This window comes from Streptomyces tyrfis, from assembly GCF_037034285.1.
Classification (GTDB): domain Bacteria; phylum Actinomycetota; class Actinomycetes; order Streptomycetales; family Streptomycetaceae; genus Streptomyces.
The window spans coordinates 48,164-60,333 of the sequence record NZ_JBAGJZ010000037.1; the positions used below are offsets into that span (position 1 = coordinate 48,164).

The window sequence follows — 12,170 nt, forward strand, 5'->3', positions numbered from 1 at the left end:
CGCGGGGATTTCAGCGTCTCACCAAAAAGTTTGACGGTCAACACGATCACACCCCGTAGAGGCGAGCGGCCCCGGGCGCGCGGCTTCACGATCATGCGGCGCGACTCTTCTGCGGGACCCTCGGGGGCGTGGAGATCATCCTTACCGCCGCAGCCTGGCATGCGAACCGAAACTTGGCAACCATCCGGTCATTCCGCAGGTCATTTCATGTGTGCGCGGATGAGCGCGCCCCCGCGTCACCGCGCGCCGCTTTTCGAACACGCACCGAACACGTTCTTCGGAAAGGCCCCCGGGCCGGCCCCGGTCAGCGGATCGCGAAGCCCTCGTATCCCCCGCGCGGCGTGTCCCATATCTCAGTGACCCCGTCCACGTGCCCGGGTGTGTCGTCGGAGCGCAGCCACTCCAGCAGACGGCGGCAGTTCTCCCGGCGGCCCTCGGCGACCACCTGCACCCGGCCGTCGTCGAGATTGAGGGCGAACCCGGTGAGACCGCCGATCTCCAGGGCGTTCTCCCTGGTGAACCAGCGAAAACCGACCCGCTGCACCCGGCCGCGCACCCAGGCGGTGAGGCGTACGTCTTCGTCCATGCCCGAACGCTAACCGGCCCCCCGTCCGCAGAGCACCTCCGGGGCCGCCGCGGGACGCCCCGGCCGACGGGCCATGGCGTACAGTCCCCTGGCACATGACCTCACCCCATCGGGTGACGCCCATTGACGCCGAGGGCGGCGTCCGCACCGCAAAAGGGCTTGGCAGTTGGGACGCCATCGACGCTCCGCCGGACTCCCGTCGTCGAGGACCACGGGGCGGACGCCCCGGACCGGCGCCCCGCTGACCTCGCCGGCCCAGGGCTTCAGCGCGGACATGGCCGCGCGGCTTCTTCGACCACACCGACCTCGACGGCCGGAGCCCCTGGGACCGCGCCTCACAGGCCGGGGTGCGCGGGCTGGCCGGTGAGAACATCGCCCGGGGCCAGACCGACGCGCGGGCCGTCGTGGACACCTGGACGCACAGCGAGGGACACCGCGGGAACATCCTCGACTGCGGATTCCGGACGCTGGGCGTCGGCGTGCGCTTCGGCCCCGGCGGCCCCTGGTGGACCCAGGACTTCGGCTACTGACCGCGCGGCGGCCGCTGGCAGCGCGGGCAGTAGTGGCTGGAGCGGTTCATCCACGCCCGGCGGCGGATCGGCGTGCCGCAGCGGCGACAGGGCTCGCCCTCCCGGCCGTAGGCGTCCAGCGAGCGGTCGAAGTAGCCGGACTCGCCGTTCACGTCGACGTAGAGGCTGTCGAAGCTGGTGCCGCCCTGGTCCAGCGCCGCGCCCATCACCTCGCGCACATGGCCGAGCAGCTCGGTCGTCCTCGGGCGGGTCAGGGTCGCGGTCGGCCGGTCGTAGTGGAGCCGGGTGCGCCAGAGCGCCTCGTCCGCGTAGATGTTGCCGACGCCGCTGATCAGCGACTGGTCGAGCAGGGCGCGCTTGACCGTCGTACGGCGCAGGCGCAGGGCCGTGTGGAACGCGGCGTCGTCGAAGGCCGGGTCCAGGGGGTCGCGGGCGATGTGCGCGATGGTGTCGGGCAGCCCGTCGGGGGTGTTGCCGTGGACCGAGAGGCCGCCGAAGGTGCGCTGGTCGACGAAGCGCAGTTCGGTGCCGAGCGCGTCGTCGAAGCGGATCCGTATCCGCAGGTGCTTCTCGTCGGGGGCGTCCTGCGGCTGCACGAGGAGCTGCCCGCTCATCCCGAGGTGGCCCAGCAGGGAGCTGGACGCGTCGTCGAGCGGTACCCAGAGGTATTTGCCGCGCCGCATGGCCGTGCCGAGGCGGGCGCCGCCGAGCCGGGCGGCGAAGTCCACCCCGCCGGCCAGATGGCGGCGGACCGAGCGCGGGTGCAGCACCTCGACGTCCGTGACCGTCCGGCCGGAGACCCAGCGCTCCAGCCCGCGCCGTACGACTTCGACCTCGGGCAGTTCGGGCACGGCGTCGCTCCTGGAGAACGGGTCCGGGGCGGATGCCCCGGGGACGGCGGAGGGAAAACGGCGGGGGATGCAAGGGTATCCGGGCCGGGCCCGGACAGGGAAAACCCCTCGGCGCACGGGGGCGGCCGAGGGGTTCCCCGAGGTCAGGCCGGAGCGACGTCCGTGGACGACGGGTCGGCAGGGGTGTCGGCGGCCCCTCCGCCGGCGGCCTTCGCCGCCGTCTCCCGCGCTTCCGCGGCGGCGCTGATCTCGCGCCAGGCGGACTCGGCCGCCTGCTGCTCCGCTTCCTTCTTGCTACGGCCGGTGCCGGTGCCGTACGAGACACCACCGACGCGGGCGGCAGCAGTAAAGGTCTTCTCGTGGTCCGGGCCGGTCTCCGTGACGACGTACTCGGGGACGCCGAGTCCCTCGCTCGCGGTCAGCTCCTGGAGACTGGTCTTCCAGTCCAGGCCGGCGCCGAGGTTCGAGGACCGGTCGATCAGCGGGTCGAAGAGCCGGTGGACCAGCTCCGAGGCCGCGTCGAGGCCCTGGTCGAGATAGACCGCGCCGATCACCGCTTCGAGGGTGTCGGCGAGGATGGACGCCTTGTCCCTGCCACCCGTGCCTTCTTCACCGCGGCCGAGCCGGATGAAGGAGCCGAGTTCGAGGCCGCGGCCCACTTCCGCAAGCGCACGCGAGTTGACCACCGCGGCCCGAAGCTTGGCCAGCTGGCCTTCGGGCAGGTCGGGGTGGGTGCGGTACAGCGTGTCCGTGACCACCAGGCCGAGCACCGAGTCCCCGAGGAACTCCAGCCGCTCGTTGGTGGGCAGACCGCCGTTCTCGTACGCGTACGAGCGATGGGTCAGCGCACGCACCAGAAGGGCGGACTCAAGGTGATACCCGAGCCGCCCTTCCAGAAGCGTGTGGGACGAGGCTGTGTTGATGTTGTCTGTCTGCTTCTTGCCGTTGGACAACTCAGACATCGAGCCTCTCACCAGCCGCTCAGACCTCGAGGACCTGGCGCTTGTTGTACGTACCGCAGCTGGGGCACGCGATGTGCTGCAGCTTCGGCTCCTGGCAACGCTCGCACGAAACCAGGGTGGGGACCGCAGCCTTCCACTGCGACCGGCGGTGGCGCGTGTTGCTGCGCGACATCTTCCGCTTCGGAACAGCCACGGCTACTTCTCCTGCTTCTCGTCGACGCCCGCTTCGGCGCCGCCCATGTTGTCCTTCTCGCCGTCCTGAACGGTGTCGGCGAGTCCTTGCAGTGCCGCCCAGCGAATGTCGACGGCATCGTGGTGGTGACCGGGGTTCTCGTCCAGCCTGACTCCGCACTCGGAGCACAGACCGGCACAGGACTCCCGGCACACCGGCTGCATCGGCAGTGCGAGCACCACCGCGTCACGCAGCACTGGTTCGAGGTCGAACAGGCCGTCCTCGACGAAGAGCCTGTCCTCGTCGTCCTCGGCGTCGTCGCCCGGCTCCGGCTTGATCGCACGGCCCCGGTCGTCGGCGTCAGGGTACGAGAACATCTCCTGGAAGTCCGCCGCGACCTCTTGGCGCAGCGGCTCCAGACACCTTACGCACTCCCCCTCGGCCGACGCACGGGCGGTGCCTGTGACGAGCACCCCTTCCATGACCGATTCGAGGCGGAGCTCCAGCTCCACGGGCGCGCCCTCCGGCACGCCGATGACGTCGTCGATGCCGAAAGGCGGCGAACCGGGCGCGTCCACCGTGCGGGACAGCCGCTGGAGCGCACCGGGCCGCCGGCCCAGCTCGTGCGTGTCGAACACGAGGGGGTTCCGATGGTCGAGGTGGGCGTTCAGGGCTTTTCCTGCTTTCGGGATCGTGAGCGTCACGCGTCGTGGGGCCTGCCCGTTCCCGATCCGAGACGGGCAGGCGGGATCGCGGACATACGCGCGACCGAAGAGCCAGGATACTGGACGCTCCGCCCAGCTCCCAATCCGGGCGGTTCCGCCCCGGCCCGGCCCGCCCCGCGAGCCGGTTCCGGGGCCCGGGAGCCCGGGCCCCGCGCCGTACCGGGCCCGTCAGCGCTCCTGCTCGTAGCGGTGGAGCTGGTCCAGGTCGATCATGCTGGTGTCGAACAGGCTGGTCTCGTCGAGGGAGCTCCCGCCCTGCGCCCGGTGCTCCGGCCCGGGCTGCGCGGACTGCTGCGGCCAGCCGTCGTACCCCTGGCCCGGCAGCTGGGCCCCGCCCTGGTCGTAGCCCTGCTGGTGCTGCTGCTGGTAGGCGGCGTACGGGTCCGGCTGCTGCTGGTAGACGGCGTACGGGTCCTGCTGCGGCTGCTCCTGGTAGCCGTAGGCCTCCGCGTAGGCCGGCTGGGCCTGGGCCGGGAAGGGCGGCGGGGCCTGCTGGTGGGAGGGCCCCGGCTCGGGGGTGGCGATCTCCGCGAGGCCCGCCCAGTGGTCCTCGTCGCTGACGTGCACCGGGTTGCCCGCCGCGTCCTGGGCCGCGACGTGCGCGCCGAGCTCGTCGGTGGCGACCCGGCCGTGCAGCTTCTGCCGGCCGCGGCCGACCGCCTCCAGAGTCTTGGCGAGCACCGCCTCGAAGTTGGCGAGCTTGGTGTCCACGTACTCGTCCGCGCGGCGGCGCAGGGTCTCCGGGTCGGCGCTGCGCTCGGGGGCCTCCGCGAAGTCCGGGTCCTCGTACCCCTGCTCGTCGTACGCCTGGCCCCGGCCGAGGAGCTTCTCGCGGCCCCGGTCGACGGAGCCGATGGTCTTGGTGAGGACGACCTCGAAGTTGGCGAGCTTGCTGTCGACGTACTCGTCGGCCTCGGCGCGCACCTCCGCGGCCTCGCGGCGGGCCTCGTCGAGGATCCGGTCGGCCTCGGCCTGGGACTGCCGGGCGACCTCGGTCCCGGAGATCAGCGAGGCGCGCTCGGCGTGGGCGGCCTCGACGATCCGGCCGGCCTCCTGCCGGGCCTGCTCGGCCAGTTGCTCCTGCCCGCCGATCAGCTCCTGGGCCTGGGCGAGCGAGCCGGGCAGGGCCTCGCGCACCTCTTCGAGCATCGCGAGCAGCTCGGCGCGGTTGACCACGCACGAAGCCGACATGGGCATGGACCGGGCGCTGCCGACCACCTCGACGATCTGGTCGAGTCTCTTCTGCACGTCCACCGTGTGCTCGCCACTCTCTACAGCCGATTGGAGACGGACGGGACGACTGTACGACCAGTCGGCTCCCGCCCGACACCTGGTGACGGTCCGTCAGCTCAGTGGCGCTCGCGCAGCCGCTCGGCGAGGGCGTCCTGGACCACCGGCGGAAGCAGGTGGGAGACGTCGCCGCCCCAGGCCGCGACCTCCTTGACCAGGGAGGACGACAGGAAGCTGTAGACCGGGTTGGTCGGCACGAAGAGCGTCTCGACGCCGGACAGCCCGTTGTTCATCTGGGCCATCTGCAGCTCGTAGTCGAAGTCGCTGACGGCCCTCAGGCCCTTCACGATCGCGGGGATGTCGCGCTGCCTGCAGAAGTCGACCAGGAGGCCGTGGAAGGCCTCGACCCGGACGTTGCCGAACTCCGCGGTGACCTGGCGGATCAGGTCGATGCGCTCCTCGACCGCGAACAGGCCCTTCTTGGACTGGTTGATCATCACCGCGACGTACACCACGTCGTACAGCTTCGAGGCGCGGGCGATGATGTCGAGATGTCCGTTGGTGATGGGGTCGAAGGACCCCGGACAGACGGCGCGGCGCAACGTGATTCCCTCGCTCTCCGGTGCGGTCATCGTGCGTCTTCGCACGTAGAGGCGGCGCGACCGTACCAGAGCGTGCCCTCGCCGTAGCGACGGGACCGCAGTGGCTCGAATCCCTCGGGCCAGCGGAATTCTCCGCCTCGGGTGCTGCGTTCCACGGTGACGAGTGCGTCTGCCGCGAGCCACCCCTGAGCACGGAGTGTGATCAGTATCTCGCCGAGGTCTCCGTCGGTCACGGCGTACGGCGGGTCGAGGAACACGATGTCATACGGCTCCGCCGACGGCGACGGCCCCGAGGCGATCTGCTCGGCCCTGCCGGTGCGGACCTCGGCGCCGGGCAGGCCGAGCGCGCGGACGTTGTCCCGGACGACGCGGACGGCCCTGGCGTCGGCCTCGACGAGCAGGGCGTGGGCCGCGCCCCGGGAGAGCGCCTCCAGGCCGATGGCGCCGGAGCCCGCGTACAGGTCCGCGACCCTGGCACCGCCGAGGCCGCCCCGCAGGGACTCCCAGGTGGAGAAGAGGCCCTCGCGCGCACGGTCGGAGGTAGGACGGGTACCGGTGCCGGGCGGGACGGCCAGGCGGCGTCCGCCGGCCGAGCCGGCGATCACGCGGGTCATGGGTGTCTGATCCTCGGTTCGTGGGTGGTCCGCACGGTGGCGCGGTGCCGTGCGTCCACGATATGGCGTCGGGGCGGATCGGGCCCGCCCGCCTCGGGACCGCCGCCGCGGGGAGGCGCCCGCCTCGTCCGGCCGGCCGCCGCTCCGCTCAGCCCTTGTCCAGGTACTGCTCGCGCTCCTTGTCCAGCAGGGCGTCCAGCGCGGTCCGCAGCCCGGGCAGGCGCGTCAGCTCGGGGTCGGCGGCGACGACGGTCGTCGCCTCCTCGCGGGCGGCGGCGATGACCTCCTCGTCGTCGATGACGGTGAGCATGCGCAGGGAGGAGCGGACGCCGGACTGGGCCTGGCCGAGGACGTCGCCCTCGCGCCGCTGTTCGAGGTCGATGCGGGACAGTTCGAAGCCGTCGAGGGTGGCCGCGACCGCGGAGAGCCGGGCACGGGCGGGACTGGCCTCGTGGGCCTCGGTGACCAGCAGGCAGAGCCCGGCGGCGGAGCCCCGGCCGACCCGGCCGCGCAGCTGGTGCAGCTGGGAGACGCCGAACCGGTCGGCGTCCATGATCACCATGGCGGTGGCGTTGGGGACGTTGACCCCGACCTCGATGACGGTGGTGGCGACGAGGACGTCGGCCCGGCCCGCGGCGAAGCGGCGCATCACCTCGTCCTTGTCGTCGGGGTTCATCCTGCCGTGCAGGATCTCGACGCCCAGTCCGGCCAGGGGGCCCTTGGCGAGCTGGTCCGCGACGTCCAGGACGGCGAGCGGCGGCCGCTTCTCGCCGTCGTCCCCGGCCCCGGCGGCGCTCTCGGCGTCCCCCGCGTCCCCGGTGTCTCCCGACGCCTTCTTCCCGGGCTTCCTCGTCCTCCCGGCCGCCGCCTCGTCGTCGGCGTCGTCCCCGATGCGGGGGCAGACCACGTACGCCTGGTGTCCGGCCGCCACCTCCTCGCGGACCCGTTCCCAGGCGCGGGCGAGGAAGTGCGGCTTGTCCTTGGCGGGCACGACATGGCTGGCGATCGGCGAACGGCCGGCCGGCAGCTGGTCGAGCACGGAGGTCTCCAGGTCCCCGAAGACGGTCATGGCGACCGTCCGGGGGATGGGGGTGGCGGTCATGACCAGCAGATGCGGCGGCTGCCTGCCCTTGGAGCGCAGGGCGTCGCGCTGCTCCACCCCGAAGCGGTGCTGCTCGTCGACGACGACCAGGCCCAGGTCGTGGAACTTCACCTTGTCCTCGATCAGGGCGTGGGTGCCGATCACGATCCCCGCCTCGCCGGTGACGAGGTCCAGCAGGGCCTGGCGGCGGGCGGCGGCGCCCATGGAACCGGTGAGCAGCACCACCTTCGTGCCCTGCTCGGCGCCCCCGAGCATGCCGCCCTCGGCCAGCTCCCCCATCATCTCGGTGATGGAGCGGTGGTGCTGCTGGGCGAGCACCTCGGTGGGGGCCAGCATGGCGGCCTGCCCGCCCGCGTCGACGACGCCCAGCATCGCGCGCAGCGCGACCATGGTCTTGCCCGAGCCGACCTCTCCCTGGAGCAGCCGGTGCATGGGGTGCTCGGTCGCCAGGTCGTCGAAGATCTCCGCGGAGACCTTCCGCTGCCCCTCGGTGAGGGTGAACGGCAGCTTGGCGTCGAAGGCGTCGAGCAGCCCGCCGGGGCGGGGCCTGCGCGCCACGGCCGGGAGCTGGGTGTCCGCGAACCGGCGGCGGGCCAGCGCGACCTGGAGGACGAACGCCTCGTCCCACTTCAGCCGATCCCTGGCCTGGGCGATGTCCGCCTTGCTCTGCGGGCGGTGGACCTTCCGCAGCGCCTCCGGGAGCGAGACGAATCCGCGGCCCTCGCGCAGCGCGGGCGGCAGCGGGTCGACGGCCTCCCCGGCGCTGGGCAGCACGGTGTCCACGGCCTTCGCGATCCGCCACGAGTCGATCTGCTTGCAGGCGGGGTAAATGGGCAGCAGCCGCCCGGCGAAGGCGTCCACCGCCTCTGCGGCCTCGTCCGTGTCCTGCGCGTCCAGCAGCTGGTACGTGGGGTGGGCCAGCTGCAGCTTCCGGTTGAAGACGGACACCTTGCCCGCGAACATCGCCCGACGGCCCGGCAGCAGCTCCTTGTGCGGCTTGTGGACGCCGTGGCCGAAGAAGACCAGCTGGAGGCGGCCGTGCCCGTCGGTGAGGGTCACTTCGAGCCGTCTGCCGCGGCCGCCGTTGAACGTCAGCACGCGGGCGTCGGCGACCTGGGCGACGACCGTGACGTGCTCGTCGAGCGGGAGGTCGGTCAGCGCCGTGAGCCGGCCGCGCTCCTCGTAGCGCCGCGGGTAGTGGTGCAGCAGATCACCGACCGTGTGCAGGTCGAGGTGTTCGGCCATCACCTTCGCGGTGGCTCCGCCGAGCAGCTTCCTGAGGGGTTCATCGAACGCAGACACGCGATCCATTGCACACCACTCCACTGACAGATGCCGGACGCGCACCACCCGGAGCGCCCGGTTCCACCGGCCGGCGGCTCGCCGGGGCGAGAAGACGGCGGCGGCGCGGCGGCCGACGGGACCGCGGGCGGGCGTACGGGGCCCGGCTACTCCACGCCGATCAGCAGCGGCGCGTGCTGGTGGCCGCCCCGGTACACCACCGTGTCGACCGCGAGGTGCCCCTCGCGCACATGCTCCTCCAGGGCGTCGGCCACGCTGTCCGGGACGTCCTCGCCCAGGACCAGGGTGACCAGTTCGCCGCCGGACGCCAGCATGCGGTCGAGCACCCCGCGCGCGGTGCCGGGCACGTCCTGGCCGATGACCGCGACGTCCCCGTCGATCAACCCCAGCACGTCGCCGGCCTGGCAGATGCCGGCCATGGTCCACGACTGCCGCTCGGCGACGGCGAGTTCGGCGTAGCGGGTGGCGCCGGCCGCGGCGGTCATCGCCACCACGTCCTCGTCGAAGCTGCGGCCGGGTTCGTGGACGGCGAGCGCGGCGACGCCCTGGACGGCGGCCCGGGTCGGGATCAGGGCGACCCTGACCCCCTCCGCGCGGGCCTGTTCGGCTGCGGCGGCCGCGGTGTGCCGCAACTCGGCGTCGTTGGGCAGCAGGACGACCTCCCGCGCGTGCGCCCGGCGGATCGCGGCGACGATCTCGCCGCTGGCCGGCGGCTCGCCGGGGCGGGCCAGGACCGTGGTCGCGCCGGCCTCCTCGCACAGGCCGCGCAGTCCGTCGCCGGGGACCACCACGACCACGGCGCGCTGCACGGGTTCGACGTGCGGCGGCACCCGGTCCGCGCCGAAGTGGGTGATCCGGATCCGGTACGGCCGCCCGGCCTCGACGCCCGCCTCCACCGCGGCGCCCGCGTCGTCGACGTGCACATGGACGTTCCACAGCCCGTCGCCGCCGACCACCACCAGCGAGTCGCCGAGCCCGTCCAGCCGCGCGCGCAGCCGGTCCACGGCGGCGTCGTCCGCCTCCAGCAGATAGACGACCTCGAACGCCGGCCCGCCCGCCGCGCACTCCCCCGGCTCCGGGGCGGCGAGCGGCTGCGGGGCCGCCGGCCCGGCCGCGTACGCCGGTTCGGGCGCGCGCCCGGAGACCGCCTCGACGAGCGCCCCGAGCACGGTCACCAGTCCCCGGCCGCCGGCGTCCACGACCCCGGCCCTGCCCAGTGCCGCGAGCTGCCCCGGGGTCGCCTCCAGGGCCGCTCGCGCGCCCTCGTACGCCGCGCGCGCGACCGCCCCGGTCCCGGCGTCGTCCGGCGTGCGTCCGGCGGCCTCGGCGGCCCGGTCGGCCACCGTGAGCACGGTGCCCTCGACGGGGTGGGCGACGGCCTTCCGGGCGGCGGCAGCGGCGGCGGACAGCGCCCGCCGCAGTCGCCGCGCGTCGTACCCGTCGGCCGGCACCCCGGCCATGCCGCGCAGCAACTGGGCCAGGATCGTGCCGGAGTTCCCCCGGGCGCCGATCAGCGCCCCGTGCGCCATGGCCCGTATCGCGTCGGCGGTCGCGGGCACGGTCGTCGCGGTCTCGTGGGCGGCGAAGACGGCCTCGACGGCCCGGGCCGCGGACTCCACGGTCAGATAGAGGTTGGTGCCGGTGTCCCCGTCGGGGACCGGGTACACGTTGATCGCGTCGATCGCCGCGCGTTCCCGGCCCAGCGCCTCCAGGGCCAGCGAGCACCAGGCACGCACCGCGACGGCGTCCATGTCGTCGGCGGGCTGCGGCACCTGTCGGTCCTCCTCGGAATCTGCCGGGGGCGCCCGGCTGCATCGCAGAGTAGTCCCCGGGAGGCGGTCCGGGCGGGGACAGGGCGGGACGGAGGCGGCGGAAGCCGTGGTAGTTTCGTTCAGCCGACGCGGCCGTTGTATGCTGCTTCGGTTGCCCGATGCGAATCGGGCCATTCCTCCGGTACCGCCACTTCAGTCACATGATTCCGGCGCGCCGGAATTCACCGTAAGTGCATCTGAAGTCTTTGGAGTGACCCGTGGCTGCCAACTGCGACGTCTGCGGCAAGGGGCCGGGCTTCGGCAACAACATTTCGCACTCGCACCGCCGTACGTCTCGTCGCTGGAACCCCAACATCCAGCGCGTGCGTGCCGTGGTCGGTCGGACGCCGAAGCGGCTCAACGTCTGCACCTCGTGCATCAAGGCCGGCAAGGTCGCGCGCTGACGTTCCCGTCGCAGCGCAGCCTTCCGGTTGCCCGAAAAGCCGGTCCATCTCGGTGGACCGGCTTTTTGTTGCACACACACGCGCACCATGGGCGGTCGGCCGCACACCGTGCGTGACATCGCGGGGCGGCGCGCTTGTGGGTGACGTCACCGTGCCGCGTCCCCTGAGCGGGGACCGGAGGCCGGGGCCCGGGCTCGGAGTCGGGGCTCAGGAACTCGGGCTCGGGGCCCGGGCTCGGGACTCGGGGCGTCTGCCGCGCCGGGGGCGCCTGCCGGGGCCCGGGCGGGCCCGCCCGGGCCGGCCCTTCAGGCGTCGCGCGTCCGCCAGCCGTGGTCGACCGGGCCGATCCCGGCGCCGAGCGGGAAGCCCGCCGCGATCGCCCCGGTGATGTACGCCTTGGCGTTCCGTACCGCCGTGGGCACGTCCTGTCCCACGGCGAGCCCGCAGGCGATCGCGGCGGCGAGCGTGCAGCCGGTGCCATGGGTGTGCCGGTTGGCGTGTCTGGGCGCGCGCAGCCAGTGCGTCTCGGAGCCGTCGGTCAGCAGGTCGGCCGGTTCGCCCGGCAGGTGCCCGCCCTTGACGACGACCCAGCGCGGCCCGAAGTCCAGTACCGCGTCGGCGGCCCGCCGCATTCCGGACTCGTCCGTGACGGTCACCCCGGTGAGCTGCGTCACCTCGTCCAGGTTCGGGGTGGCGACCGTGGCGACCGGCAGCAGCCGCGATCGCACGGAGTCGAGCGCCTCGGCGGCCAGCAGCGGGTCGCCGTGCTTGGAGACCCCGACCGGGTCGACGACGACGGGCGCGTCCGTGCCGGCCAGAAGTCCGGCCACGGTCTCCACCAGGGCCGCCGACGACAGCATGCCGGTCTTCACCGCCTGCACACCGATGTCGTCGGCCACGGCGCGGTACTGGGCGGTGACGGCCTCGGCCGGCAGCTCCCAGGCGCCGTGCACGCCCAGCGAGTTCTGGGCGGTGACGGCGGTCAGCACGCTCATGCCGTGCGCGCCGAACGCCAGCATCGTCTTGAGATCGGCCTGGATGCCCGCGCCGCCGCCGGAATCGGATCCGGCGACGGTGAGCACACGGGCGGGGGCGGTGGCGGGTATCGCGGCGGGCGGCGCGGGAGGCACGGACATGTGCCGCAATCTACTGGGCGGCCGCCCCGGGGCGCTCCGGACCCCAAGCGGCTCGCACCGTTCGAACGGCCCGCACCGCCCGCACCGCCCGTACCGTTCGAACGGCCCGCACCGCCCGCACCGCCCGTACCGTTCGGACGGCC

12 protein-coding genes and 1 pseudogene are annotated in these 12,170 nt (G+C 73.1%); 2 read left to right on the top strand and 11 right to left on the bottom strand.

Features of this window, described 5'->3' with window-relative positions:
- Nucleotides 1-304: 304 nt before the first annotated feature.
- Nucleotides 305-586 carry an acylphosphatase gene (locus WA762_RS25320; protein ID WP_335938623.1) on the bottom strand — a complete coding sequence of 94 codons (282 nt, stop codon included), beginning with the start codon at nucleotides 584-586 and terminating at the stop codon, nucleotides 305-307.
- 241 nt (nucleotides 587-827) lie between these two features.
- On the opposite strand from WA762_RS25320, the pseudogene WA762_RS25325 reads away from it, so the two are divergent.
- Nucleotides 828-1,116 (top strand): annotated as a pseudogene (locus WA762_RS25325) (CAP domain-containing protein); the annotation flags it as partial.
- Here WA762_RS25325 and mutM read toward each other — a convergent pair.
- The 9 genes from mutM to WA762_RS25370 all read right to left on the bottom strand — a co-directional run bounded on the left by mutM (nucleotide 1,110) and on the right by WA762_RS25370 (nucleotide 10,448).
- Nucleotides 1,110-1,967, bottom strand: a complete 858-nt coding sequence (gene mutM, locus WA762_RS25330) for a bifunctional DNA-formamidopyrimidine glycosylase/DNA-(apurinic or apyrimidinic site) lyase (protein WP_335938624.1) — start codon at nucleotides 1,965-1,967, stop codon at nucleotides 1,110-1,112. The pseudogene WA762_RS25325 and the gene mutM overlap by 7 nt on opposite strands.
- A 143-nt stretch (nucleotides 1,968-2,110) precedes the next feature.
- Nucleotides 2,111-2,929 (bottom strand): ribonuclease III, encoded by an 819-nt coding sequence (gene rnc / locus WA762_RS25335; protein ID WP_335938625.1) that lies wholly within the window; start codon nucleotides 2,927-2,929, stop codon nucleotides 2,111-2,113.
- A gap of 19 nt (nucleotides 2,930-2,948) precedes the next feature.
- Entirely contained in the window at nucleotides 2,949-3,122 is a 174-nt protein-coding gene (gene rpmF / locus WA762_RS25340) for a 50S ribosomal protein L32 (protein WP_003965982.1), read from the bottom strand.
- Nucleotides 3,123-3,124: 2 nt separating this feature from the next.
- Entirely contained in the window at nucleotides 3,125-3,739 is a 615-nt protein-coding gene (locus WA762_RS25345; protein WP_335938668.1) for a YceD family protein, read from the bottom strand.
- 255 nt (nucleotides 3,740-3,994) lie between these two features.
- Complete coding sequence (locus tag WA762_RS25350) at nucleotides 3,995-5,080, bottom strand: cell division initiation protein (RefSeq protein WP_335938669.1); 1,086 nt, start codon at nucleotides 5,078-5,080, stop codon at nucleotides 3,995-3,997.
- Nucleotides 5,081-5,175: 95 nt separating this feature from the next.
- Entirely contained in the window at nucleotides 5,176-5,658 is a 483-nt protein-coding gene (gene coaD, locus WA762_RS25355; RefSeq protein ID WP_335938701.1) for a pantetheine-phosphate adenylyltransferase, read from the bottom strand.
- Between the two features lie 26 nt (nucleotides 5,659-5,684).
- A complete protein-coding gene (gene rsmD, locus WA762_RS25360; RefSeq protein WP_335938670.1) occupies nucleotides 5,685-6,272 on the bottom strand; it encodes a 16S rRNA (guanine(966)-N(2))-methyltransferase RsmD in 588 nt (195 codons plus the stop codon).
- Between the two features lie 148 nt (nucleotides 6,273-6,420).
- A complete protein-coding gene (recG, locus tag WA762_RS25365) occupies nucleotides 6,421-8,685 on the bottom strand; it encodes an ATP-dependent DNA helicase RecG (protein ID WP_335938671.1) in 2,265 nt (754 codons plus the stop codon).
- Nucleotides 8,686-8,822: 137 nt separating this feature from the next.
- Nucleotides 8,823-10,448: a DAK2 domain-containing protein gene (locus tag WA762_RS25370; protein ID WP_335938672.1), complete on the bottom strand. Its 1,626-nt coding sequence runs from the start codon at nucleotides 10,446-10,448 to the stop codon at nucleotides 8,823-8,825.
- Nucleotides 10,449-10,705: 257 nt separating this feature from the next.
- Between WA762_RS25370 and rpmB the strand changes: the two genes are divergently transcribed.
- Nucleotides 10,706-10,891 carry a 50S ribosomal protein L28 gene (rpmB, locus tag WA762_RS25375; RefSeq protein WP_030928661.1) on the top strand — a complete coding sequence of 62 codons (186 nt, stop codon included), beginning with the start codon at nucleotides 10,706-10,708 and terminating at the stop codon, nucleotides 10,889-10,891.
- Nucleotides 10,892-11,196: 305 nt separating this feature from the next.
- Here rpmB and thiD read toward each other — a convergent pair whose 3' ends face one another.
- A complete protein-coding gene (thiD, locus tag WA762_RS25380) occupies nucleotides 11,197-12,027 on the bottom strand; it encodes a bifunctional hydroxymethylpyrimidine kinase/phosphomethylpyrimidine kinase (protein ID WP_335938673.1) in 831 nt (276 codons plus the stop codon).
- Nucleotides 12,028-12,170 lie beyond the last annotated feature (143 nt).